The 25,157-nt window shown below is 58.3% G+C and carries 19 protein-coding genes; all 19 read right to left on the minus strand.

Annotated features, from left to right (window positions below; genetic code table 11):
- Positions 1-108 precede the first annotated feature (108 nt).
- Complete coding sequence (locus A1355_RS18010) at positions 109-1,590, minus strand: TolC family protein (RefSeq protein WP_168032622.1); 1,482 nt, start codon at positions 1,588-1,590, stop codon at positions 109-111.
- A gap of 20 nt (positions 1,591-1,610) precedes the next feature.
- Entirely contained in the window at positions 1,611-2,837 is a 1,227-nt protein-coding gene (locus tag A1355_RS18015; RefSeq protein ID WP_168032623.1) for an efflux RND transporter periplasmic adaptor subunit, read from the minus strand.
- On the minus strand, positions 2,824-4,017 hold the full coding sequence (locus A1355_RS18020; RefSeq protein ID WP_064030664.1) for a glycosyltransferase family 4 protein: 1,194 nt from the start codon (positions 4,015-4,017) through the stop codon (positions 2,824-2,826). The genes A1355_RS18015 and A1355_RS18020 overlap by 14 nt, the downstream gene beginning before the upstream one ends.
- A 3-nt stretch (positions 4,018-4,020) precedes the next feature.
- On the minus strand, positions 4,021-4,881 hold the full coding sequence (locus tag A1355_RS18025) for a glycosyltransferase family 2 protein (RefSeq protein WP_064030665.1): 861 nt from the start codon (positions 4,879-4,881) through the stop codon (positions 4,021-4,023).
- 9 nt (positions 4,882-4,890) lie between these two features.
- Positions 4,891-6,699, minus strand: coding sequence for an aminotransferase class I/II-fold pyridoxal phosphate-dependent enzyme (locus tag A1355_RS24755; RefSeq protein ID WP_082885633.1), 1,809 nt, complete (start codon positions 6,697-6,699; stop codon positions 4,891-4,893).
- Between the two features lie 36 nt (positions 6,700-6,735).
- Positions 6,736-7,857: a Gfo/Idh/MocA family protein gene (locus A1355_RS18035; protein WP_064030666.1), complete on the minus strand. Its 1,122-nt coding sequence runs from the start codon at positions 7,855-7,857 to the stop codon at positions 6,736-6,738.
- 72 nt (positions 7,858-7,929) lie between these two features.
- Positions 7,930-9,222, minus strand: coding sequence for a hypothetical protein (locus tag A1355_RS18040; protein ID WP_064030667.1), 1,293 nt, complete (start codon positions 9,220-9,222; stop codon positions 7,930-7,932).
- A gap of 130 nt (positions 9,223-9,352) precedes the next feature.
- The gene (locus A1355_RS18045; RefSeq protein ID WP_064030668.1) at positions 9,353-9,958 is read right to left on the minus strand and encodes a nitrogen fixation protein NifQ; all 606 of its coding nucleotides are present in this window, start codon (positions 9,956-9,958) and stop codon (positions 9,353-9,355) included.
- Positions 9,959-9,987: 29 nt separating this feature from the next.
- On the minus strand, positions 9,988-10,338 hold the full coding sequence (locus A1355_RS18050) for a 2Fe-2S iron-sulfur cluster-binding protein (RefSeq protein ID WP_064030669.1): 351 nt from the start codon (positions 10,336-10,338) through the stop codon (positions 9,988-9,990).
- 21 nt (positions 10,339-10,359) lie between these two features.
- A complete protein-coding gene (locus A1355_RS18055; RefSeq protein ID WP_064030670.1) occupies positions 10,360-10,647 on the minus strand; it encodes a 2Fe-2S iron-sulfur cluster-binding protein in 288 nt (95 codons plus the stop codon).
- A 259-nt stretch (positions 10,648-10,906) separates the two neighbouring features.
- Positions 10,907-12,187 carry an FprA family A-type flavoprotein gene (locus tag A1355_RS18060; protein ID WP_064030735.1) on the minus strand — a complete coding sequence of 427 codons (1,281 nt, stop codon included), beginning with the start codon at positions 12,185-12,187 and terminating at the stop codon, positions 10,907-10,909.
- Positions 12,184-12,606, minus strand: coding sequence for an ArsC/Spx/MgsR family protein (locus A1355_RS18065; protein ID WP_064030671.1), 423 nt, complete (start codon positions 12,604-12,606; stop codon positions 12,184-12,186). Before A1355_RS18065 ends, A1355_RS18060 begins: the two co-directional genes overlap by 4 nt.
- Positions 12,607-12,611: 5 nt before the next feature.
- Entirely contained in the window at positions 12,612-12,896 is a 285-nt protein-coding gene (locus A1355_RS18070; RefSeq protein WP_064030672.1) for a 4Fe-4S dicluster domain-containing protein, read from the minus strand.
- Positions 12,897-12,987: 91 nt separating this feature from the next.
- Positions 12,988-14,481 carry a nitrogenase cofactor biosynthesis protein NifB gene (gene nifB / locus A1355_RS18075; RefSeq protein WP_064030673.1) on the minus strand — a complete coding sequence of 498 codons (1,494 nt, stop codon included), beginning with the start codon at positions 14,479-14,481 and terminating at the stop codon, positions 12,988-12,990.
- A 191-nt stretch (positions 14,482-14,672) separates the two neighbouring features.
- The gene (locus A1355_RS18080) at positions 14,673-15,800 is read right to left on the minus strand and encodes a response regulator (RefSeq protein ID WP_064030674.1); all 1,128 of its coding nucleotides are present in this window, start codon (positions 15,798-15,800) and stop codon (positions 14,673-14,675) included.
- 4 nt (positions 15,801-15,804) lie between these two features.
- Positions 15,805-19,896 carry a response regulator gene (locus tag A1355_RS18085; RefSeq protein WP_064030675.1) on the minus strand — a complete coding sequence of 1,364 codons (4,092 nt, stop codon included), beginning with the start codon at positions 19,894-19,896 and terminating at the stop codon, positions 15,805-15,807.
- Positions 19,897-20,007: 111 nt separating this feature from the next.
- A complete protein-coding gene (locus A1355_RS18090) occupies positions 20,008-20,370 on the minus strand; it encodes a DUF4186 domain-containing protein (RefSeq protein WP_064030676.1) in 363 nt (120 codons plus the stop codon).
- Positions 20,371-20,377: 7 nt separating this feature from the next.
- A complete protein-coding gene (locus tag A1355_RS18095; protein ID WP_064030677.1) occupies positions 20,378-21,391 on the minus strand; it encodes a dihydroorotate dehydrogenase-like protein in 1,014 nt (337 codons plus the stop codon).
- On the minus strand, positions 21,384-25,019 hold the full coding sequence (gene nifJ / locus A1355_RS18100) for a pyruvate:ferredoxin (flavodoxin) oxidoreductase (RefSeq protein ID WP_064030678.1): 3,636 nt from the start codon (positions 25,017-25,019) through the stop codon (positions 21,384-21,386). The genes A1355_RS18095 and nifJ overlap by 8 nt, the downstream gene beginning before the upstream one ends.
- Positions 25,020-25,157 lie beyond the last annotated feature (138 nt).

The raw sequence follows: 25,157 nt of genomic DNA on the forward strand, positions 1-25,157 counted from the left end.
CGGGGCGCGCGGCGGCGCTGCTTTTCTCAGCGCGTCGGCCCTCTAATCAGGGCAACTTCGGCGGTTCTCCTACCCGTACCGACCGCAATTCCTCCGGTATTGTCGTTGTCAACGAATGTTAGCGAGCACGTCGATGCCGTGCAGATGTTTCAACTCGGCTTCCGCCACCAGATAATCGAACAATTTATCCAAGCGCTGGGTTTGGGTCGCATCCAGATTGCTTTCCAGATTCCGGTATTCCATCGGGTTCATCGTGCCAAGCTCCACACTTTTCCGGCCGGCTTCCAGTCGGCGTTCCTGAACCTTGCGCAATTTGTCCAGCAGTTCGATCTGCTCGGTCAATTTGGTTAATTTATTTTGAAATTGCCTGGATTGGCTGCGGGTATCGTCGATCGCGCCGCGCAATTGCTCGTCCAACATGGTCTTGTCGTGAGAGGCCACCTTAACGGCGGCATCGCGAGCCTCGAAATTGGGCAACTCGACTTGCACTTCCACGCCCACGGTCACCAAGTCGTTGATTTCCCTGGATTGCGAAGTACCGACCGACTTGATGTAGGGACTGTAACCGGCCCAGGTCGAGACGGTGGGTTTCCAGACATCTTCGTGCTTGTCGATTTCGACCGCTTGTTGAACTATCTGGATATTGACTTCCTGAGTTTGGAACTGCAAGGCCCGGTCGATATCGTAGGCGTGAACATCGCTCTTGCCCGGCTCCAGCGGATAGTCGTCCAATTCCACGCCGGTGGCATTCTTGATATCCAGCCAGCCCAGCAACTCGTTCATTTTGGTATCCATCGCCTCGCGGGTGTCGCCGGCGGTCAATTGCTGATTCAGCAAATTGCCTTCCTCGATCACCACGCCGACTTCGGAAGCGCGCCCCAATTCGAAATTGCGTTGTTGGGTTTTGCTCTGGTCGCTGATCGCCTCGAGTTTGCGAGTCTCGATATCCAGCTTATGTTTCTGCACCAGCGCCGCCAGATAGGCCTTATAAACCGAGAACATCACATCCTGTTCGGTACGGTTCAAACGCGCCTCGGCTAACTGTATACCCAAGCGGCTCTTGGCTGCCTCGTACTTGAATTCGGATTTGTACCACCAAGGCGCGGTCCAGCGCAGACTCATATAGGTGCGTTCCGAATTGGAACGGATCGAGGTGGGATTGGCCGGGTCGACGTTGACCACATTTTCGATCTGGCTGGTATCGCCGAACTGATAACTTTCATTGACGGTGAATTCGACCTCGGACGCGTATTTGGCGTCCTCGGCGTCGTAGTTCAAACGCGCCGACCGCACGTCGCGACGCGCTTTAACGACCGAAGGGTTGTGGCACAACGCCATTTTGATCGCGCCCGGCAAGCTCAAGCGACCGACCGACTGGCGCGGTATACCTTCGCAAAATGCCGGCGCGGCGACTTCGCCGCTGTCGGCTTCCGCATCGTCGCCATAGGGCCACGCCTGAGCCGAGGGCATACCAGCGCAGGTCATCGCCGCACCGATCAGCCAAGCCCGAATCCAGTCGCGGCTTCTGGCTCCGGTTTTGTCTAGACGTCTATCACCGATCTCCGCCCCGTTCGAGGCTTCGACACTCATCTTCGCCGATTTTCTATTCATCATTCTTCAAATTTGACTTTATCGCCGGATTGCAATCCGACTTGTCCGCTCAATACCACGCGCTCCCGCTCGCCGAGCCCGGACGAAATCGCTACCATGCCATCCATGCTGGCGCTGTAGGTGACCTGCTTCAATTCCAAACGCCGCTCGGCATTGACCGTCATGACGACGCCGCGCTGTCCGGAATAATTCAGCAAGGCTTTTTCCGGTATCGCTAGGGCCTGAAACGGATAATCGAAGCGGCAATAGCCGTTCATACCACGCGCCAGCGGTATCGATTCGGTCGGCACCCCCTCCAATTCCAACCAAACGTTGAACGTATAGGGGACTGTCGCGTCGGCCTTGCCGGCGACCGCGATGAAGTTGTCGATTTTAATCACCTTGGCGGCGAACGGCTTATCGGGATAGGCCTGCAAATAGACTTCCGCCCGATTGCCGGCTTGTATCGTCGAAAAATAGCGCTGATCGACCGAAGCCTTGAACATCAAGGTGTCGCCCAGCGACATCAAGCCGTTCTTAGGGCCCAGGATGTTCTCGCCCGCATAGGTCGCCACCTGGACCACTTCCCCGTCGATCGGCGACAGGATGTCGGTCTTGGCGCCGCGACTGCTTTGCTTGGCGTCGCCGAAGATGTTCTTGCTGCGCGATTCGAACGATTGGCTCAAACTTTCCTGCGCCTTATTCAATTCGATTCGGGCCTGATTCATGTCCGCTTCGTACTGCGCCAAATCGGTTTGGGCGATGATGCCGCTTTTGAAGGCCTCTTTCTCCCGCAAATAATCGCGGCGGGCCTTTTCGTAGGCATTCCGTTTGTCCTCGACATCCAAACGGGCCAAACGGGTCGGACTGCCGCCGTTATCCAGACGTAGCAACAGATCGCCGACCTTGATTTTCGCGCCGCTCTCCACATACACATCGGTCACGATACTGGCGACTTCGATATTGATCGGCACCTCGTGCAAAAAGCCGATTTCACCGGCCGCCGACACGGTCTTAACCATTTCCCGCTGGCTCGGCAACGCGGTTTCGACTGGAATCTCCGCGTTCATTTTGCGCAACATGGCCGGATAACCCATCGCCGAGCTCCACAAGCGGGAATTGGGCGATTTATAGGTCGGCACGATCGCCGCGTACAGTAAGTAGGCGCCCAGCAGAATTAGGCCTACGTAAAGCCAAAACCAACCGGAAACGCCGGATAGTATCGATAGTGGTTTAGGACTTTTCACGAGTAACCGAACCATATACGTTAGACAAGGCGTCTATGATACGCCGCCAATCGAAATATGTCCTCGCGTGGGCCGCTCCGGCATTGACCAAACGCTCGGCCAATTCGGGGTTTTCGAGTACTTTCAATACCGCATCCGTCAGCGCCTTGGCGTCGCGCTGCGGCACCAGCAAGCCGGTTTCGCCGTCGCGAATCACGTCGGAAATGCCGCCGACATCGCAAGCCACCACCGGCGTCAAGTAAGCCAAGGCCTCGACCAATACGATACCGAGGCCCTCGGTGTCGCCCCGGCTATCGACAATGGACGGCAACACGAACACGTCGGCCTCGCGATACAACTGTTCCAACTCCTCGTTGGTCACGACGCCGTGGAAGCTGACGCTGGCTTCGATGCCGAGCGTTTGGGCTAAAGCTTTCCACTCAGCCGCCTTGTCGCCATCGCCGACGATATGCAAGCGTGCTTGGGTGTGCTTGACGATGTCCGTCCACGCATTCAGCAAATAGCCGACGCCTTTGCGCTCGATCAAACGACCGACATACAACACGTCCTTGACCGGCTTGGCGCGGTTTTTCTCGACGGGTTTGATCTCGACCGTGGCGCCGAACGGAATCACGTGTATCGATGCCACCGGAACCCCGGTCAGTGCCGCGAGCTGTCCGGCGGTATAGTTGGAATTGCAGATCAAGGCCTGGGCGTGCCTGACCGCATGGCGAATGAAATAGGCGACGAACGGAAACTTCTTGGATAGCAGCAGTTCGGCGCCGTGAAACGTCAGCACGATGGGCGTGCGATGCGCCATCGCCGCGAAATAGCCCCAGATCCCATGCGGGAACGGCCAATGGACGTGAATAACATCGTAATTGCCGCGCCGACAAAATCCGATCGCCTGGACCAGACCGGACAGAATATAAAACCCGGCCACGAACAAATACAGCGGATTGCGAATCCGGTTGGGCGCGCCCTGAAAATGGGTCAAATTTTCGAAGCGTTTGAAAAAATAACGGAAGCGGTAAACCGGCACGCCTTGCACGCTATGGTTTTCCCGACCTTCGTAGCTGGGCGCGAACACCTCGACCCGGTAACCGCGCTCGGTCATGTATCGGTTGCACTCGACCAAAAACGAACCGTTACGGTCGTCTTCGCCGAGCGCATACACCGAAGTCATCATGCACACTTTCATGGTTTAGCGATCTCCGGTTTTTAAAATGAATTCGACGGCGGCGCCAATGGCCAGCAATAACACGCTGGTCAACGCCAATCCGGTCGCCGCGACACCGCCGAGCACACCCTGACCGAGCAAGGCAATCGCCAGCGCCGCTACCGCGCAATAACCGAAAAACAGCAAGGGCCGATCGCCGTAAGCCAGCAATAATTTAACCGTCACCAGATCGGCGATAGCGATCGAAAAACGCTTGAGTCCAAAATTGGATCGGCCGTAACGGCGTTGATGCCACTGAGTAACCACTTCCTTAAAGCGGCAGCCGCGTTTCTGCGCCAGGATAGGCACCAAAAACCGGTGCCAATCGGAACGCAGCCGCAAATCGCTCAGCTTTTCGCGGCGAATCAACTTGATCCAGTTCATGTCGTGCAAGCGCACCCCAAACAAGTACCAGTTGATCCAATTGTAGATTTTCGAAGCCAACAATTTGCCGTCGCCTCTATCCTTCCGCCAGCCGACCACCACGTCGGTCTCGTCGTCCATCGCGCCGTACAGCACCGGGATGTCGTCTTCCGGCAAGGACTCCAGATCGGACGGCACCAGACACACGTAGCGGCCGGCGGTGTTGGGATAGGTATCGACAATCGTCGCGGTAATCCCCATCTTGTGCGGCCGGCTGACCAATTTGATCGGAACGTCGCCGGAGCGGCCGGCAAAGGCCGCCACCGCCGCGCCGGTACCGTCGGTGCTGCCGTCGTCGAAAAACACGATCTCGGCCGACACGCCCAGATTTTCGACAGCTTGCAACGCCCCGCTCAGAAAGCGTTCGACGTTACCGACCTCGTTATACGCCGAGGTGACAATGGATAATTCCGGAGCCGCCATGTCGCCGCCTTATGCCTGGAAAAAACGCTGTATCGTTGCCGCGACGTAATCGATCTGATCGCGGGTGATTTCCGGGAACATCGGCAACGACAAAATGTTGGCGGCGGCCTCCTCGGTACGCGGAAAATCGCCGGCCGAGTAGCCCAGGTAAGCCAGCGCCGGCTGCAAATGCAACGGTGTCGGATAATGCACGCCGCTGTCGATGCCGTTGGCTTTCAGAAAGGCGGACAATCCGTCCCTATCCTGGCAACGCACCACGTACAAGTGGTAAACCGGCTCGCAACCTTCCGCGACGGCCGGCAACGTTAACGGTAAACCGGCCAGCTTTTCTTGATAATGGGCGGCGGCGGCCTGCCGACTGGCGGTCCATTTCGGCAAATGCTTGAGTTTGACGTTGAGTAACGCCGCCTGCAAGGTATCCAAACGACTATTGCGGCCAACGATTTCATGCAAATATTTAGTCGAACGGCCGTGATCGCGCAGTTTGGCGATTCTGGCCGCCAATTCGGAATCGTTGGTGGTCACCGCGCCGGCATCGCCGTAGGCCCCCAAATTTTTACCGGGATAGAACGAGAAACAACCGACATCGCCGATACCGCCGACGGTCTGGCCGTTGATCGTCGCGCCGTGCGCCTGCGCCACGTCTTCTATAACCCGTAATCCGTGTTTTTTGGCAATCGCCAGAATTTCCGGCATCGGTGCCGGATGCCCATACAGATGCACCGGAATGATCGCCTTAGTTTTGGCGGTGATTTTGCTTTCCAACGCGGCCGGATCGATTTGATAAGTCAGCGGATCGATGTCGGCAAATACCGGGGTGGCACCGGACAAGGCGATCGCTTCGGCGGTCGCGATAAAGGTGTGCGGCGTCGTGATGACCTCGTCGCCTTGGCCTATGCCCAAGCCCATCAAGGCCAGTTCCAGCGCATCGGTACCGCTGCCGACGCCGATCGCGTAAGCGGTTTTGCAATAGCTGGCAAAACTTTGCTCGAATTCGGCGACTTCCTGACCGTTGATAAAGCGATTGTTCAAAATCACCCGATCCATCGCCAGACGGAATTCCTGTTTGTGGCGCTGATACTGGGCACCGAGATCGGCAAACGGCACGCGCCGGGCGGGCGCATCGGTCGGCGCGGCTCCGTCGGTTTTGTACGGACTTTGCGGCATCAACTCGTACTGGCATTTAACGCCCTCGACCTCGCCGATCTTCTTGGCCGGCACGCCGAACAAAATCGCGCCGTCCTCGGTCGATTTGGTGATCACACTGCCGGCCCCAACCAAAACCCGTTCACCGATTTCGAGATTCGGACTGACCGTCACGGCCGCGCCCAAAATCGCGCCGCGGCGGATCACCGGTCCGTTCAGACATTCCTTGGCTTTGTCGCAAGTCGGATGCGGCACGTTAGTGGTGATGACTCTAGGCCCCAGCCAGACATCGTCCTCCAGCACGGTGTATTCGCACAAACCGGCTTGGGCCTGCAGACGCACGTTGTTGCCGATCTGGCAGTGGTGCTCGATGACGACATTGACGCCGACCGAACAATGATCGCCGAGGTTGGTATTCTCGCGAATGAACACGTAATGACTGACATGGCAATGGCTACCCAGCGCCGCGCCGGCGTAAATGATCGTGTTGGAACGGATGTGAGTATGGTCGCCGATGACGGTCTCCAGTTCGCCGGGCTGATAGCCCTTGGGCGGATAACCGATGATGCAAAAATCCTCGATGACGACGTTCTTGCCGAGCTTGACGTTGGGGTGGACGATGGCAGTCGGCGCCACGCTGGCCGACGACTGCGAATTTTCTGAATTGGACATGAATTAAAAATCTCGTGGGTCGAAAAACTGAAGGGGTTACTTGCGCGGTTTACGAAGATCCTCGGCCGTGTCGCTCCGTCTGCGCATTTCCGCCCGGCCCAGTCGACTATGCGTCGGCTGAAAGCGCAACCAGACTTCGCGACTGGTCGCGGCGGACTCGTAAATCGCGCTGATCAAGCGCAACGACTTCAAGCCTTCGAGACCGTCCACCATCGCACCGCCGCCGTGATTGATCACGTGCACCACGTTGCGCAAATATTCCAAATGACCGAAGCCATAGACGTTGGGCGGATTCTGGTTGAACTCTTGCAACACCAGCTCGTCGTCGGGCGTCGGCTCTTCGAACAACCACGTCTTCATCTGGTTAACGGCGAAACCGCCGATCTCGACAGTACCGTGTTCGCCAAGGATGTTGATCGACGCCTCCAAATCTTTCGGCCGGGCCGCCGTGGTGGCTTCGATGACGCCCAGCGCGCCGTTACGGAAGCGTAGCACCGCGACGCCGGTATCCTCGACTTCGATATCCACCAGACTACGCGCGGTGTATGCGAACACCGAATCGACGTCGCCGCAAAGCCAGGTCAGTAAATCCACGTGGTGACTGGCTTGATTGGAAAACACGCCGCCGTCCCACAACCAAGTGCCGCGCCAGCCGTCCTGATCGTAATAGGCCTGATTGCGCATCCAGCGCACTCGCGCGGTGGCCATCGCAATCTTGCCGAAACGCCCGGCCTTCATCGCTTGATGCAGCTTTTGCACCGGCACGTTGTATCGATTTTGCTTGACGACGAACAGTTTGACTTGGGCACGATCGCAAGCCTCGATCATTGCCTCGGCATCGTCCAACGTTAACGCCATCGGTTTTTCGACGACCACGTGCTTTTTGTATTCAACGACTTCCAACACGTGCTGAGCATGGCAACCGGTCGGCGTCAGCACGTTGATCACATCAATCTTGTCGCCCATCGCCGCCATCATTTCGTGCAGGTCGGTGAAGTGCGGCACGCCGTATTTGCTGCCGAACAATTCCGCCCGTTCCTCGGTGACGTCGCAAACCGCCACCAATCTAGCGCCTTCCACGGGTCCCGACAGTACCTCCGCATGCCGAGAGGCAATCCGACCGCAACCCAATAACGCAAAATTCAGTGTATTTTCCATTTTCTTCCCGAATAACTCATCCCCACAGAACATAAACGCGGAATCGCCGATTCCGCACCCTAAAACTTTAGATCAACCGTGCTTAAGCGCAAATGCCATCACGCTGTCGGCCAGACGGCCCGCCTCGGCATCGTCCGCGATCACCGACCAGTAGTAAAGGCAATAGGCGACTTCGCCATAATTGATTTCCTTGACCTTGCCGAAGAAACTTTCCTGGCCCAGGCCGGTACGCGTATTGCCTTCGGCCGACACTTCGCCGCTAGTCAGAATACGCGGTTTCAACCAAGCCATACCCAAGCGCACCGCGTCGAACAACTGCTGGCGCAAACGAGCATCGTCGGAATAGGACCAGGCAATTTGCAGATTCATCAATGTGACAGCCTGGTAGCTACTATCGTGACCGCCCTTTTCGACGAATACGCCATCGCCGCGTTGAGCCGCCACCACGTCGCGCAAAAATCCGTTACCAATCGCAACCAAACTAGGATCGTCCAACAATTTGCCGTTCAACTGAAATGCCAGCGCATCAAACACCAGTCGGTTGGCGGTGTGACCATCTTGGCGCAGCATTTCATCGGTATTTTGTCTAAGCCAAGCCATCGCCTGGCGGACCTTAGGCAACAAAGCTTCCAAGCGCGCTGTATAGGCCGGCTGGCTGTTATCCTCTTTCAGTATCCACAGCATTTGCCCGTAAGCTTGCAGAAAAAAAGTGTCGGCATTGATCGCCGTGCGCGGCGATGCACCCTGGCCATTATGAAAATATCCGCTCGGATCTTGCTTGCCGAACGCAAATTCCGCAGCCCGCGCCGCTTTTTCAAACAATTCGGGATTGGCTTCCACCAAAGCCAGCGCCAATACCCAGCCGGCATCGCGCTGAGCCGCGACATCGGAAAACTCGTCGATATTCCGCCCGGCCGCCCCGCTGGCATCGATACGGCGGGGATTGCCCTTATAGGCTAGAAGTTGGCGAAACGTGGCGTTCGACGCCAGCGTTCTGATGACGGCACGTTGCGCCTTGACGGGACTAGTGGATAACGGAGAGGTCGCTACCGGCGACTGGATTGCAGCGCTTGGCGCGCCTGCGTCGCTTTGGGTGGGCTTGGGCTGTTCGAGGGTTTGAAACGTCGCGTCCAGCTCGGAGAGAGCAGCGGCTAATCCGCGCAAATCGTTGTGTTGGCGAGCTTGCTCGATGGCTTGCACCTGAGCGTCGGTCACTCGCAAATCGAACCCCCGCCGTTTTAACCCTTCGTAATGCTGCTTGAGTTCGTCATAGCGGTCGCGCAAAGCCCGCTTGTCCAACTCTTCGGCATGCCCGAGCGTCGCAATGCCAAGCAACGCCACAAGCGCCCAACGATACCAATGCATTTATCCATTCCTCCGGAAAAACTCCGGCGTCCAAGCAAAAAGCACAAGTATAAGTTAAAAATGTGACAATTCCGGTAAAACCAGTATTTTAACGAAATCTTAATAGAGCGACTCTTCTCGTCGAGAGCGGTTAATCTTCCGGCCCAAAGCACTGTGGGTAGTCGTGACAAACCTCGCAGGAGGGCGCCCGACAGACATACAATCCTTCGGCCTCGCAAAGCTGCTTATATAAAAACTTTTTCCACTTCATATCCTTGCTGTTGCGCGCCACCAATTCCGGAAAATTCCGCAGTAACATATCGGACAAGTCCTTGCGCGACCATAATCCGAGATCTTGCCAAAGATGATCGCTGCCCAAGCAAGCCGAAACGATCAACGAGATCAAAATTTCCCGATCGTCGGCTTCGACGGCAAATTGCCGCAACAACACTTCCAAATCCTGTTTTTCCAGCATCCTACCGTAATCCAGCACGCTACCGGACACTGCCGTTTCCGCTAACGAATATCCGGAAAAATGCCGCGCCAGCAACTGCTTGAAATCGTCGGGCTCCAAGCCCATTCGGTCCGGCAACACGCCGTCTCCGACCGCCCAACTGGCGATAATTTGCGCCAGCCAGACGCGATTGGGCGTCGGGCTGGCACGGGCCAAAAGATCGTCGCGGATCGCCTGCCTGGACTGGTTTTTTGCCGCCAAATCGGCTTCCGCCGGCGACGCTAGGACGGGTATGCAACTCATCGACTTTCCTCCGGCCGGGGTTAACCGAGTTAGTATTCGACCCGGATGTCTTCGTCTCTGACTATCATCTGGCAGGCCAGACGCCACTCGCATGGCAAATCGTCGACGATCATTTTTTCCAACTCCTCGGCGGTTACCTTACCGACTTCTTTCAACACGGTTTTTTCCTTCTCGGTCAGCGGACCGCCCATGCGTTGATTTTTTTTGTCGATACTGGTTACCCGCACTAAACAAGTACCGCACTCTCCGTCTTCGCATTCGAAGTTAATCGGAATCTTGTTTTCCAAAGCCAGTTTCAGCACCGTCTGAGTGTGACTGCCGGCTACCGCGTAAACGGTTTTATCCCGATATTCGGGACTGGTAAAGGTCACTAAAGCCATGTCTGCCTCCTGTGAAGTGGGTTACACCGGTTTGACGGAGATTTGACCGCCCAACACTTGCGCCTGACAAGCCAGACGATTGTGTTTGCCGGCCATGTTTTCCCGCAGCACCTTATCTTCCAGCACCGATGGCTCGGTCAAATGATTCCAGCCCGAAGTCACCTTCATGATGCAGGTGCCGCAATCACCTTCTCGGCAGCCGTAGGTAATCCCAGACCCGACTTTTTCAGACACTTCGATGACTCGAGTGCCGGCCGGAACCGTGACAGTGACATTGATATCTTCGAACGTAATGGTCGCTTTGGCCATTGCTAAAACTCCTTAAGGTATTGAAAATAATCCCGAAAACCGCCTAATCTGACGAATCTTCGTTGTGGAGGCCCGATAAGGCCCCCCGATTTCCACCGCCTTTCGACGGTGGATCCACCGATGCGTCCTTGCATCGGCCCGGCCGAAACCCAGGGGCTCCGGCCGAATACTCGGTAAACCGCTTGTGCTGCTCAACAAGCGGGACAATCGCTGGCAAGACTCACACGGTCCTGTCCGCGCGGCGCGCGTCGATGTTGTTTCAGGCCAAATCGGCGAAATTCACGGTGCGGTTGGCTCGGGCGCCGGTCAACTCCTGCGCCAGTTCCAAGCCAAAGGCTTTGCATTCCAAAATTTCGTCGTCGGTTGGGATCAGTTTCACCCGCAGACCGGGAATCGGTACCCGCAATTTCAGGCCGCGCAGACGGTCCTCGACCAGACGCACGCCTTCGCCGGTCCAGCCGTAGGAGCCAAACACCCCGCCCAACTTGTTTTTTAGATTGACCACGGTCAGCGAGGACAACAAATCCCAAATCGGCTTGACCGCGTCGCCGTTGATCGTCGGCGTACCCAGCACCAAGCCGTCGGCTTCTTCGATCAAATCGACGAAAGGCGCCACTTCTCCGCCCTCCAGGTCGTACAGCGATACCCGCACGTCCTCGACCTGCATCGCGCCTTGGTAAATCGCTTCCGCCATGCGCCGGGTATTCCCATAGGAACTGATGTAGAAAATCAGCAGAGTCTTCTGATTGGGGCTGAGCTCGTTATGTAGGGCCGGGCTGGACAACTGCCGGTAGCGCTGGATGTAATGCTGCGGCCGGTCGCGCAAAATCGGGCCGTGCGTGGGAGCGATCAGCGTCAGCGGCAACGGCTCGATCAGCTCCAGCGCGCGTACCACGTATTCCTTGAACGGCCGCATGATGTGCGCGTAGTAATACTCGAACGAGAACCGAAAATCGCCGACGCAATCGTTGTACAAACGCTTGTCGCAAAAATGGCAACCGAATACGTCGCCGGAAAACAAGATAGCTTCCTCGGGCGCGTAGGTGCACTGAGTATCCGGCCAGTGCAGGTAAGGTGTGTGCAAAAACTCCAGACTACGGTCGCCGAGCGAGACCGAATCGCCGGTCAACACCGGCGTAAAGCTCAACTCGTTCTGTTTCAGCAACCCCTTCAACATCGATTGCGCTTTTTGCGAGATGAACAACTGCGCTTGCGGCGCACGCCGCATCAATTCCGGCAGCGCGCCGGTGTGATCCGGTTCCAGATGATTCAGAACGATGACCTTGATTTCCGAATAATCGGCCACGCTTTCCAGTCGAGCGAAAAAATCGCCGGCAAAACCTTCCTTCACGGTATCGATGACCGCGACACCTTCGCTGCCGCGAATGATGTAGGCGTTGTAACTGGTGCCGTTGGCCGTCTTCAGAATGATGTCGAAGGTACGCAGATTGGGATCGAAAGCGCCTATCCAATGCACCCGCTCCGACAACGACACCGCTACCGGAACGCCGTCATCGTTTTCCAACTTTAGGGTGTTCATGGCTTGCACGCCTCGGCGTGGGCCTGCCTAGGACACGTCTCCAAATCCTTGCCGGACGGTATTTTCAAACCTAGCCAGCGATCGACCTGGGCTTCGTCGAAGCCGCATACCCGAGTGCCGTCGACTTCCATCAGCGGCCGGCGGATCAGCAAAGGCTGCCCAACCATCAACGCGATCGCCTGTGCTTCATCCAAACTATCCGGATCGATCAAGCCTTGCTTGACGGCCGGCGCACTACGGTTAAACCATTCGGCAACCGGCATTTCGCCAAAAAACGCCCTCAACAGGTCTGGTTGTTTGGCCCATGGATGCTGCAACAAATCATGCACGACCAACACGTGGCCGGCCGCGTTAAGCAACTGCTTCTGCCGGGTGTTGTTCAAACAACCCGGTTTCTCGTAGAAATGGACGATGGCCATCGCCGTCAATGGGCTTGCAGTTCCGCCATCGCTTCCGCCATGCGCTCCGGCGGGATACCGGTCAGCGAACCGGGTGGGTTGATTGCGATGCCTTGCGCGTCGAGTATCGCGCCTTCGATCGGGCAAATGCTGGCGCACTGGGTATCTTTGTAATCGCCCTCGCACTCGGTGCATTTGCGCGGGTTGATTTTAAAATGCCCGGCCGATTCCGACATATAAATTGCCTTGCTGGGGCACAAAGGCTCGCAGGCGTAGCAGTTCACGCAGGTTTCAATAATTTTCAATGCCATGACGTCACCTCTTGGCGAATGTGTGCTGAATGGGCGGGTTACCCGCGTACGCAAGCCTTGCTTGCGTACGCGGCGTAAATCCGGTCCGTAGTTACGCGGTTGCGCGTTGGTCGTCTTTCACCTCGTCCAACTTGCCGGCGGCGGCCAATTCCTTGTACACCGCCATCACCGCATCTTCGATCGGCTCCATCGCGTGCTCGCCGTTAGGCACGATACCGGCTTGCTCCAGCATGTCCCAAGGCTCGTAGCCGATTTTCGAACACAGCACCACTTCGCAACCTTCCAGCGCCCGGATCGTGCGCTGCAACACGCTTTCGCCGTCGCCGCAAGTCTCGTCGCCGCTGCAATACAGATCGGTTTTGCGGTGGCTCATGAAACGCACGCCGTCAGGAGACGCTTCGTAGATCAAGAACTCTTTGGCATGGCCGAAGTGCTGGTTGATCACGCCTTGGCCGCTGGTGGCGATGGCCATCAATACCGGGCGGGTGTTCAGCTTGGGCTCGTCGGCATGGCTGGCGGCTTTTTCGGCTTTGGCGGCACGTTTGCTGTGCATTTCCTCGGCAATCGCTTCGTGGATGACCTTGCGTTTTTCCATCGCGGACTGGTAATCGATTTCCATCGCCTCGATTTTGTCCATCGTGAACTCGTCGCCGCGGTCTTCGCCCAATAGACCGACCGCGTCGGCCCGGCATTGCCGGCAGTGGCGCATCATGTTCATGTCGCCGGAGCAAGAATCCTGCAGGTCCATCAGTTCGTCTTGGGTCGGACCGCGTTGGCCCATCACGCCGTAGAACGTGCCGTGCTCGGCTTCGGCGATCAGCGGCATCACGTTGTGCAGGAAAGCGCCCTTGGCTTTGACGATTTTGCTGACTTCAGCCAAATGCTTGTCGTTGACGCCAGGAATCATCACCGAGTTAACCTTGACCAGAATGCCTCTAGCTGTCAGCATTTCCAGGCCTTTTTGTTGCTGCTCGATCAAAATCTTCGCGCCTTTCACGCCTTTGATGCGTTTGTTTTCCCAGAAAATCCAAGGATAAATTTGCGCGCCGATTTCCGGATCCACACAGTTGATCGTGATCGTGACGTGGTCGATATTGTGTTTGGACAATTCCTCGACCGATTCCGGCAAGGCCAGACCATTGGTCGAAACGCACAGCTTGATATCCGGCGCTTCGGCGCTGAGGCGGCGGAAGGTTTCGAAAGTCCGTTCCGGATTGGCCAGCGGGTCGCCGGGGCCGGCGATGCCCAGCACGGTCATTTGCGGGATATTGGCCGCGACCGCCATGGTTTTCTTCACCGCCTGTTCCGGGGTCAGCAATTCCGAAACCACGCCGGGACGTGATTCGTTAGAGCAATCGTATTTGCGGTTGCAGTAATGGCACTGGATGTTACAGGCCGGCGCCACCGCCACGTGCATGCGGGCAAAGTAGTGGTGAGCGTCTTCCGAGTAACACGGATGGTTTTCCACCTTGGAGCGAATCTCGTCCGACAAATGCCCTAGTTGGTCATCGGACGTACCGCAAGAGTGGGAAGAACAGCCGCCTGCGCTGGCTGCGGGAGTTTCGTTTAATACTGGCAATTCCATGATGAGTACCTCGCTTGGATGGGTTACGAAGTGAGGTAGCACAGGCTATGCCAGTTCTAAAATATCTATAAACCTATGACTTTAAATAACTTTTTTTTCGACAACCCCGATTTGCCCTTGGAAAGGGTCGGCGCAATGTTTGCAACGACACAAACCCCGGAATCCATTTGTAAGAATTTTTACATTGATTTTCAAAGGGGATTTGTGGCTGGACCTTGATCGGTGTCCGCATAGCATTCGGCGATCTCCCGAATTTGCGCTTCTATCCGAAAAAACTCGGCCAGCATGTCCGGATCGAAATGACCGACATGCTGCTCGCGCATCGTCGCCAACGCCGATTCGTGGGACATCGGCGGTTTGTAGACGCGCCGGCTGATTAACGCGTCGTAAACATCGGCGATGGCCATCAAGCGGGCCGGTATCGGAATGGCGTCGCCGGACAAGCCGTGGGGATAACCGGAACCGTCCCATTTTTCGTGATGACCGTAGGCGATCTGTTTGGCCGCGTCCAAAAAGCCGACCCGCATACCCAATTGTCGTTCGGCGCGTTCGATGGCCTCGCGACCCAGCGCCGGATGGGTTTTCATGATCTCGAACTCATCCGGGGTTAGCCGGCCGCGCTTCAGCAAAATCCGATCCGGAATGCCGACCTTGCCGATGTCGTGCAGCGGCGCCGATTTGCAAAAGATCGCCACATCGGCTTCGTTCAAGCGCCCGGCAAAACGCGGCTGGCTGAGCAGTGCCTCGGCCAGCGCCTTCACATAAAACTGGGTGCGCCGAATATGATTGCCGGTTTCCGGATCGCGGGTTTCCGCCAACGCGGTAACGACGTGTATCGTGGCATCCTGAATGGCCAGTACTTCCGCGATACGCCGCCGTATTTCGTTCTCCAGAAAGGCGTTTTGATCGCGCAGAAAATCGGCGGCCGCCTTCAGAGCCAAATGGTTCTTGACCCTGGCCAACACGATCGGCGGGCTGACCGGCTTGGCGATGTAATCGACCGCGCCCAGTTCCAAGCCGTATCGTTCGGCTTCTTGCTCGGTCTTCGCGGTAAGAAAGATCACCGGAATTTGGGCGGTGCGAACGTCGGCCTTCAACAGCCGGCACACTTCATATCCGTCCATTTCCGGCATCATCACGTCCAGCAAGATCAGGTCGGGCGGCCCGTCGCCGGCGGCGATCCTTAAACCGTGCGGACCGCTGCCCGCCACCTTGACCCGGTAATAAGGCTTTAACAAGCCACTGATCAACACCAGATTGTCCGGCGTATCGTCGACTACCAGCACGGTTGGGCGTATCAATCGTTCGTTGGATCGCATGGCGCTACTCCGTTTCCGCGTCGGTTTCGTTCAATAGTGCCAAGGCTTTGGCAAATTCGAAGTTATCGACGGCTTTGCGCAGCTCGGCATACCGCCGTGGAAACGCGCCGGCAAACAGCTGGGCATTTGCCGCCAGATAATCGCCGGACTCGGCATCGTCGTCGCCGAGCAGCGCCTTCAGCCGGTTTAACGCAGTCTGAAATTCGCCCGCGGCGGGCGGCGGCGCCTCCACCGCCGCCTCTTCCGGCAACCAGGGTTGCAAACCCGCCGACAGCACCTGGAGTTGATCGCCGATAGCGGCCAACAGCGGAGCGAATGCGTCCAGCGCCTCGCCGCCGCGCAAACGGGATTCCAATTGCTCCGCCAGTTCCGCGACCGGCAATGCACCGATGTTGCCGGCCAAGCCTTTTAAGGTATGCGCCCGGCGCCGCGCGGTCTCGCGATCGCCGCCGGTCAAGGCCGCGCCGATCGCCTCGGCGGCGTCGGCCTGACCTTCGACGAATTTTTTCAGCATGGCCAAATAGAAGTCGGTTTCGCCCAACATGCGCCGCAAGCCGGCCGCGCTGTCCAAGCCAGGCACGTTTTCCGGCACCGGCGAGCGCGCCGTCGGCTCAGGCGGCCGTCTCGGCGGCCGCACCAGCCAACGTTGTAACAAGGCCAGTAAATCGTCCGGCTCGATCGGTTTGGCAATGTGGTCGTTCATCCCCGCCGCCAGGCACTCGTCGCGGTCTTGCGACATCGCGTTGGCGGTCATCGCCAACACCGGCAAATCCACCAATTCCGGGATTTTGCGAATCTCGCGAGTGGCCTCGACGCCGTTCATGATCGGCATTTGCATGTCCATCAGCACCGCGTCGTAACTGTCGCCGCGCAATTTGGTCAGCGCTTCCGCGCCGTCGCCGGCCACATCCACCCGGTAGCCCCAGCTCTGCAACAACTCGCGGGCAATCTGCTGATTCATTTCGTTGTCTTCGACCAGCAACAGTCGCCCCGCGCAATCCGCAGTCGGCAACGGCATCGACTCGGAAACCAATTGCGGCGCGGGACCGCCAGCCAGCGCTCGAATCACGCTGTCGAACAGGGATGAAGCGTTGACCGGCTTGATCAGTACTTCGTCGATGCCGGCCACGCTCGCCCCCGCCAACACTTCCTGACGATCGTAGGCCGTCACCAGGATCAACTTGGGGCGCGGAGTCAGGCCCATGCCGAGAATGTTACCGGCTAACGCGATGCCGTCGGTCTTCGGCATCTGCCAATCCACGAAAATCAGTTCATACGGTCGGTCGACCTTGATCGCCTCGCGGATCGCGGCGACAGCGGTTTCCGCCGAATCGGCCTGATCCGCCGAAAATAACATGCCGGTCAGCAACGACACCAGCACCGAGCGGGCGTTTTCGTTGTCGTCCACGACCAGCAAACGCTTCCCGCGCAAATCCGGCCGGGCCAGCGGCTTGGATCGCTCCTTGCCCTTGCCCAACCACACCGTAAACCAGAATTCCGCGCCTCGGCCCGGCTCCGAGTCCACGCCGACTTCGCCGCCCATCAATTCGATCAGTTTTTTACAGATCGCCAATCCTAGGCCGGTACCGCCGTATTTGCGCGTCGTCGAACTATCGCCTTGCCGAAACGGTTGAAACAGCGCGTGAATTTGCTCACCTGATAGACCAATACCGGTATCCCGCACCGCGAAGCGCAGCTTGACTTCCCGCCCGCTATCCCGGTCCTTGCGTATCACGACGGAGACTTCGCCGTGTTCGGTAAATTTCACCGCATTGGAACCGAAATTGATCAACACCTGCCCCAAGCGTAGCGGATCGCCGATCAACACCATCGGCACATCTTCCGCCACGTCGCAGATCAGCTCCAAGCCTTTCTCGTCGGCCTTACCCCGCACCAGGCCGGTCACGGTGTCCAGCATCCTCTCCAGATCGAACTCGATATTTTCGACGGCTAATTTGCCGGCCTCGATCTTAGAGAAATCCAGGATGTCGTTGATGATGCCGAGCAAATGGTGGCTGGATGCCTGGATGCGCTGTAAGTAGTCGCGTTGTTGGCTGCTAAGCTCGGTTTTCAAGGCCAAATGACTCAAACCGATGATCGCATTCATCGGCGTGCGAATTTCGTGGCTCATATTCGCCAAGAAATCCGCCTTCATTTTGGCCCCGTCTTCAGCCAGCTCCTTGGCCTTGCGCAAGGCCTCCGCCGCTTCGCGTTCGATGCCGATGTCATCCACCAAAGCGACAACGCCGTTGGCGGGATCGACGCCGTCCAGCGCCCGCGCCGTCACCCGCGCCCAGAACAGACTGCCGTCGCGGCGCAGCAGTTGTTGCTCGCGCCTATAGCTGCCGCCGTTCAGCATGTCTCGGTCGGCCGCCTCGCCGCCGATCCGGTCAGACTCGTCGTCGGCATACCACAAATGGGTCGAGCGGCCGTCCAATTCGCCCGGCGAGTAGCCGAAGATGCTTTCCAGTTGCCGATTGCAGCGCAAAACGATCTCGACGCGCAGCAGCGCAATGCCGGACGACGCCGAGTCGAAAATCGCCCGCTGTTCGGCGTTGGCAATTCGCAACGACTCTTCGATTTCGCGTTGCACTTGCAACTGCCGGGTCAACTGGCACTGTGCTTCGATACGCTCGGTAATGTCGTAGAACCAGCCCAGCACAGCCTCTTCGTCCCGATACACGATCGGCATATAAGACGCCAACATCCATAAGGTGCGGCCATTGCGGGTACGGATTTCGACCTGCCTGTCCATCACGCACCGGCCTTCGGCCAATTCCGCCAAGATTTCCCGGTATTCCTCCGGGCGGGTGTAGTAGCGACCGGGATCGTCGCCGGTCGCGTCGACATTGTCGATAACCTCTCCGTAGCGCTGGTTGTAAAACACCACTTCCCGCCCCTGTCGAGTCGCGATCCGCACTGCGATCGGGCTGAAATCCAGAATGTCCAGCAAGCGCTGCTGATTGGCGCGAATATCGGCTTCGTGCCGCTTACGCTCGGAAATATCGCTGAATAACACAAACCGGTACCACAAGCCGCCGCGTTCATCGATGACATCGTTGCCGTATGCCAGACAAGGCAATATTGAACCATCGGCGCGCCGCAAGCCGACCTCGCCCCGGTAACCGCCGCGTAGCACGTCGGCGTCGCCTGAAGCAATCCAATCCCGAAACGAACGACCCACGACCTCGGGGTCGGTGAGACCAAGCATGCTCAACATAGCCGGATTGGTGCCAGTGACGACCCCAGCCCGATCCAGCATCAACAAGCCCTGGCTGGTCGATGCCAAAATTGCCTGAATTCGACAGCGTTCCGAGGTAATTCGCCCGATCAGAAAAGTCACGGTCGCGCCGCCGACGATCAAGAGCGTGACAACGACCGCAACCCCAATCGCCATGCCGGCCGAGTCCACCGTCACAGCCGATTCCGCCAAGGTTTGCGCCGGCCGCCGGACAAAATTGGCCGCGGCCATCGCCACGTAATGCATGCCGGAAATCGCGCCGCCCAGGCAGACTCCGCCTAGCAGGGACGGCAGCCAATTCGCACGCGACCCCGCCCGGCGCTGCCGGCTCAGCCAGGGCTTTAACAACATCGCGGCAATCGCCAGCAACACGGCGACCAGCAACGAGGCCACGAACAAGCTACGGTCGTAGCGCAAGGCGCCATCCAATCGGACGGCCGCCATGCCGGTGAAGTGCATCACGCCGATCCCGGCCGCCAAAATCGCGCCGCCGAGGATTTTTCCGGTCGCCGAATCACCACTGTCCGCCAACGTGCGCAACGCCGCCCCCGCCGCGACGATCCCAGGCACTAACGAAAGCAAGGTCAACCAGGGATCGTAGCCGACAGGCACTTCCAAACGAAACGCCAACATCCCGATAAAGTGCATGGCCCAGACGCCACCACCCAACATCAACGCTCCGGCCAATAACCAAATTCGACGCCGACCGTGAGACTGGCGCGCCATGGTTTCCAATGCGCAAAACGACGCGAACACCGCGATCAGCACCGAACACGCGACCATCGCAAGATCTAAGTGCCCATGCATCAAGCCGTATGATAAGTCGCTGGGTTCCAGGAAGAAATGTTCGAGCATCGCGTCTCCGGGCCAATGCCCTCCGCCGTTCAAAGTAGGCCGGCCGGCCACACCCCGTCAGTTTAGTCGATAACGCGCGGTTTCAGCGGATGGCTAGCGGTTCGCCCCTGCTTAAGACGGACCGGACAGATATCCCGACAACCAGCGGCCCAGCACGTCGCGAATATAGGCGCGTTCAAGCTCGGTCAAAACTCTGCCGCGCGGAATGCGATGCCATTTTTCCAGGCATGTTCGGCAACAACAGGCGGTGGCGTGCTGAGCGACGAAAACCGGATGGCCCCGATACGGGGTTTGCTTGCCATCGTTGACCGGTTCGGCGGCGGCCAGACGCTTGGCGACGAAATCGTCGGCATGCCGTAACACCGTGTCCAGGCCCTTGTCGCGCAGGTATTTCAAATCCTTGTCCGGCAAGCGAAATTGGGCGCGGAATCCGGCCCTCGACAAGGCCGCGAACAACTCGTCCAGGTCCCGCACGCAAAAACTAGCGCAGCACGCCGACGGCCGGCGTATAACTGTCCAGCACCTGCACATAGTTGGCGCGCTCGTAGGCACTTGGGTCGATGGCATGTTGTTGACTGACGCTACCCTTCATTTGCGCGACCGAGGTATATTCGTGCTCGCGCAGCCAGATCAGCAATTCGTCAAGCAAATCGGTCAGCCGGTCGGCACCGTGCTCCAGCAACACGCTGCACAAATGCACGACGTCGGCGCCGGCCAGCAAGGCCTTGACGACATCCTCGCCGCGATGAAAGCCGCCCGTTACCGCCAGCGACAAATTGACTCGCCCGTACATTAACGCGGTCCAGCGTATCCGCAGCAAGGCTTCGGCCGGCGTGGACAATTCCAGTTTCGGCACGACTTGCAGCGTATCCAGATCGATATCCGACTGGTAAAACCGGTTGAACAGCGCAACGCCGTCCGCGCCCGCCGTCGCCAACCGCCGCACGAAATGCAGCGGCGAACTGAATTGCGGCGATAGCTTCAGCGTCAACGGAATGTCGATCTGGCTTTTCAGCTCCCGCAGTATATGCAGATAACGCTCCTCGACCGCTTCGCTGTCATCCTCGGCATTGGCCGCCAGATGGTAGATATTCAGTTCCAGCGCGTCGGCCCCGGCCTGTTGCAACGCCACCCCGTATTCCAGCCAACCGCCCAGCGAAGTACCGTTCAGGCTGGCAATCACCGGGATGCTTAACTCGCCTTTCAACTTATGCAAGTGCTCGAGATAGCGCTCTTGATAGGTTTTGATCTGATCCGGCACCGGATGAAAGCTGTCGGCTTCGCCATATCCTAGGGCTTGGCCGTAGTAAAACCGTTCCATCTGCAATTGCTCGGCTTCGATTTTTTCCTCGAACAACGACGGCATCACGATGGCCGACGCGCCGGCATCCTGCAAGCGGCGGGCGCCGTCCAGATCCTTGGCCAGCGGCGATGCCGACGGCACCAGCGGATGAGCCAACTTCAGGCCCAGATATTCAGTCGTCAAATCAACCATGTTGGCTCTCCGGGGCAATGTCGGCTTTGATCTGGGCCTTGGCGGCGGCCACACTGGCGGCCTGACTCCAATCCAGCGCCGCCAATTGTTGGTAATAGCGGTAGCGGTTTTTCACGTCCTGTTGTGCCTGTTGCAAGAAGGCTTCCGCATCGTCGGGATGGGTTTGCCAAAGCATGCTGAAGCGGGTTTCGCTCATCACGAAGTCGCGATACGGAATCGAAGGCTCGGCCGAATCCAGATGCATCGGATTCTTGCCTTGCTTGATCTTGGCCGGGTCGAAGCGGAACAGCGGCCAATGCCCGCTCTTGACCGCCAGATTTTGCTGGCGGTGGTTGTTGGACATATCCACGCCGTGGGCGATACACGGCGCATAGGCGATGATGATGGACGGCCCGTCGTGGGCCTCGGCCTCCAGAAACGCGCTGATGGTCTGGGTATCCTTGCCGGCGTAGGCCACATGAGCGACGTAGACGTTGCCGTAATCCATCGCCAACAGCGCCAGGTCTTTCTTCGCGGTAGCCTTGCCGCCGGCCGAAAACTTGGCGACCGCGCCGAGCGGCGTGGCCTTGGACGTCTGGCCGCCGGTGTTGGAATAGACTTCGGTATCCAGCACCAAAATATTGACGTCGCGCCCGCTGGCCAGCACGTGATCCAAGCCGCCGTAACCGATGTCGTAGGCCCAGCCGTCGCCGCCGATGATCCACACGCTTTTTTTGCATAAATAGTCGGCCAGCGGCAGCAAGGCTCGGGCGGCCGGTTGGTTCAAGGACGGCAAATGCTGCTTCAATTCGCCGATGCGCTGGCGCTGCTCGTAGACACCGACTTCGTCGGACTGGTCGGCGTGCAGCAGTCCGTCCACCAATTCGCCGCCCAGCACTTCGCGCAGACTCAGCAACAACTCGGCGGCCTGTTCGGCCTGCTTGTCGATCGCCACCCGCATTCCCAGGCCGAACTCGGCGTTATCCTCGAACAGCGAGTTGCTCCAGGCCGGACCGCGGCCGTCTGCGTTTTTGGTCCAAGGCGTGGTCGGCAGATTGCCGCCGTAAATCGACGAACAACCGGTGGCGTTGGCGACGATCATCCGATCGCCGAACAGTTGCGAGGCCAATTTTACATAAGGCGTCTCGCCGCAACCGACGCAAGCACCGGAAAATTCGAACAAGGGTTGCAGCACCATCGCTCCCTTGATCGTGCTGGTCTTGATCAAGCGCCGGTCGTATTCGGGCAGACCCAAAAAATAATCCCAGTTTTGGCTTTCCGGCTCGCGCAGCGGGGCCTGCGGCGCCATGTTCAGCGCCTTGCGGCTGGCGTTGGATTTATCGCGTATCGGGCAAATATCCACGCACAAGCCGCAACCGGTGCAATCCTCGGGCGCGACTTGATAGCTGATCGATAAGCCGGCCGGGAAGTCCTTGCCCAGCATGGCCGCATGCTTGAAGGTGGCCGGCGCGTCGGCGACCGTGTCGGTCGAAAATATCTTGCTGCGGATCGCCGCGTGCGGACAGACCATCGGACACTTACCGCATTGGGTACACAAGTCGGTTTCCCAGACCGGAATCGCCAGCGCCAGATTGCGTTTCTCGTAGGCGGCGGTACCGGTCGGGAAGGTGCCGTCGGCCGGCATCGCGCTGACCGGCAACGCGTCACCGCGGCCGGCGATAATTTCGCCGGTGACTCGGCGCACGAAGTCCGGCGCGTTGGCGGCGACCGGCGCCTGTAGATCGAATGTGCTATCGGCCCGGCCTGGTAACATGACCTGATGCAGCCCGGACAGGGTTTCGTCAATGGCCTTGAAATTCAGTTCGACGATGCGTTGGCCCTTTTTACCGTAGGTTTTTTCGACCGCATGCTTGACCGCCGCGATCGCCTGCTGTTGCGGCAAGACCCCGGAAATCGCAAAAAAGCAGGTTTGCATGATGGTATTGATGCGCTTGCCCATGCCGCATTGTTCGGCGACCGCATAGGCGTCGATCACGTAAAAGCGGATGCGTTTTTCCAACATCTGCCGCTGCATCGTCGCCGGCAGGCTGTGCCAGATGCGATCGGCCGGCTCGGCGCTATTCAACAGAAACACCGCGTTGTCGGCGGCGTTAGCCAACATATCGTAACGTTCCAGGAAGATGGTTTGATGGCAACCGATGAAGCGAGCGTCGCCCCGGCCGATCAGATACGTCGAGCGAATTTGCTTGGGCCCGAAGCGCAAATGCGACACGGTAATCGCGCCGGATTTTTTCGAGTCGTACACGAAATAACCCTGGGCGTGCCAATCGGTTTCCTCGCCGATGATCTTGATCGTGTTTTTGTTGGCGCTGACGGTGCCGTCGCTACCCAGGCCGTAAAACATCGCCTGAAAGGTATCGGCATGGGCGTCGGTACGAAAATCGGCGTCCCAGTCCAAACTGGTATGGCCGACGTCGTCGAGTATGCCGATGGTAAATTGATGCTTGGGCCTTTCGCGCTTGAGTTCGTCGTAGACCGCCTTGGCCATGCCCGGCGTGAATTCCTTGGAGGACAAGCCGTAACGGCCGCCGACCACTCGCGGCAAAGCGGCGAATTTGCCGCCGGCGGCAAAATCCTGAACCAGCGCCGCCAGCACGTCTTTGTACAAGGGCTCGCCGTCGCTGCCCGGCTCCTTGGTCCGATCCAGCACCGCGATTCTGCGGCAACTGGCCGGTAAGGCTGCGATCAGCCGGTCGGCGGCAAACGGCCGGTACAGGCGCACTTTCAGCAAGCCGACTTGTTCGCCTTGCCGGATCAGAAAATCCAGGGTTTCCTCGGCCGCCTCGGCCCCGGAACCCAGCAGCACGATCACCCGCTCGGCTTGCGCCGAGCCGACGTAATCGAACAAGCGGTATTGGCGGCCAGTCAAACCGGCGAACCGATCCATCGCCCGCTGGGCGATGTCCGGTAGCGCCGCGTAAAACGGATTGACCGATTCGCGGCCTTGAAAATACACGTCGGGGTTTTGCGCGGTGCCGCGCAGTACCGGCCGGTCGGGGGTCAGCGCCCGGTTGCGATGCGCGGCAACCCAGGCGTCGTCTATCATCGCCCGAATCACATCGTCGCCGACTTCGACGATTTTCGCCACCTCGTGCGACGTGCGGAAACCGTCGAAGAAATGCATGAACGGAATTCGGCTTTCCAGCGAGACCGCGTGAGCGATCAGCGCCAAATCCTGGACTTCCTGGGGTGAGTTGGAGCACAGCATCGCGAAACCGGTCATCCGCGCCGACATCACGTCGCTGTGGTCGCCGAAGATCGACAAGCCCTGGCAAGCCAACGAGCGGGCGGCGATGTGAAACACCGCCGGACTCAGTTCGCCGGCGATTTTGTACATGTTCGGCAGCATCAGCAACAGGCCTTGCGACGCGGTAAACGTCGTCGCCAGCGTGCCGGCCTGCAAAGCGCCGTGGATCGCGCCGGCCGCGCCGGCCTCGCTCTGCATCTCGACCACTTGCGGCACGGTACCCCAAAGATTGACTTGGCCGCGCGCCGACCATTCATCGGCCCATTCGCCCATCGCCGACGACGGCGTAATCGGATAAATGGCGATGACTTCGTTGAGTTTGTGGGCGATGGCCGCCGCGGCCTGATTTCCGTCTATCGTAAGCGTTCGAGGATTTTCCATGACACAACCTTGCTGCTAAGGTGAATGGCGCCGCCCGGCGGCAGCCTCTGAATTCGCTGGCGTCCCTCTCCGATTCGCCGGCGGACTGGATCCGGCGTGGCAAACTTTAGCGGCTGCGAGAGGCTCTCCGACCGGTAA

Source organism: Methylomonas koyamae (genome assembly GCF_001644025.1).
Taxonomy (GTDB): Bacteria; Pseudomonadota; Gammaproteobacteria; order Methylococcales; family Methylomonadaceae; genus Methylomonas; species Methylomonas koyamae_A.

Excerpts from the sequence above, each read along its gene's own strand:
- A1355_RS18010 (WP_168032622.1), bottom strand. The coding sequence starts at position 1,590 with ATGAGTGTCGAAGCCTCGAACGGGGCGGAGATCGGTGATAGACGTCTA.
- A1355_RS18020 (WP_064030664.1), bottom strand. The coding sequence starts at position 4,017 with ATGAAAGTGTGCATGATGACTTCGGTGTATGCGCTCGGCGAAGACGAC.
- A1355_RS18025 (WP_064030665.1), bottom strand. The coding sequence starts at position 4,881 with ATGGCGGCTCCGGAATTATCCATTGTCACCTCGGCGTATAACGAGGTC.
- A1355_RS24755 (WP_082885633.1), bottom strand. The coding sequence starts at position 6,699 with ATGTCCAATTCAGAAAATTCGCAGTCGTCGGCCAGCGTGGCGCCGACT.
- A1355_RS18035 (WP_064030666.1), bottom strand. The coding sequence starts at position 7,857 with ATGGAAAATACACTGAATTTTGCGTTATTGGGTTGCGGTCGGATTGCC.
- A1355_RS18040 (WP_064030667.1), bottom strand. The coding sequence starts at position 9,222 with ATGCATTGGTATCGTTGGGCGCTTGTGGCGTTGCTTGGCATTGCGACG.
- A1355_RS18045 (WP_064030668.1), bottom strand. The coding sequence starts at position 9,958 with ATGAGTTGCATACCCGTCCTAGCGTCGCCGGCGGAAGCCGATTTGGCG.
- A1355_RS18050 (WP_064030669.1), bottom strand. The coding sequence starts at position 10,338 with ATGGCTTTAGTGACCTTTACCAGTCCCGAATATCGGGATAAAACCGTT.
- A1355_RS18055 (WP_064030670.1), bottom strand. The coding sequence starts at position 10,647 with ATGGCCAAAGCGACCATTACGTTCGAAGATATCAATGTCACTGTCACG.
- A1355_RS18060 (WP_064030735.1), bottom strand. The coding sequence starts at position 12,187 with ATGAACACCCTAAAGTTGGAAAACGATGACGGCGTTCCGGTAGCGGTG.
- A1355_RS18065 (WP_064030671.1), bottom strand. The coding sequence starts at position 12,606 with ATGGCCATCGTCCATTTCTACGAGAAACCGGGTTGTTTGAACAACACC.
- A1355_RS18070 (WP_064030672.1), bottom strand. The coding sequence starts at position 12,896 with ATGGCATTGAAAATTATTGAAACCTGCGTGAACTGCTACGCCTGCGAG.
- nifB (WP_064030673.1), bottom strand. The coding sequence starts at position 14,481 with ATGGAATTGCCAGTATTAAACGAAACTCCCGCAGCCAGCGCAGGCGGC.
- A1355_RS18080 (WP_064030674.1), bottom strand. The coding sequence starts at position 15,800 with ATGCGATCCAACGAACGATTGATACGCCCAACCGTGCTGGTAGTCGAC.
- A1355_RS18085 (WP_064030675.1), bottom strand. The coding sequence starts at position 19,896 with ATGCTCGAACATTTCTTCCTGGAACCCAGCGACTTATCATACGGCTTG.
- A1355_RS18095 (WP_064030677.1), bottom strand. The coding sequence starts at position 21,391 with ATGGTTGATTTGACGACTGAATATCTGGGCCTGAAGTTGGCTCATCCG.
- nifJ (WP_064030678.1), bottom strand. The coding sequence starts at position 25,019 with ATGGAAAATCCTCGAACGCTTACGATAGACGGAAATCAGGCCGCGGCG.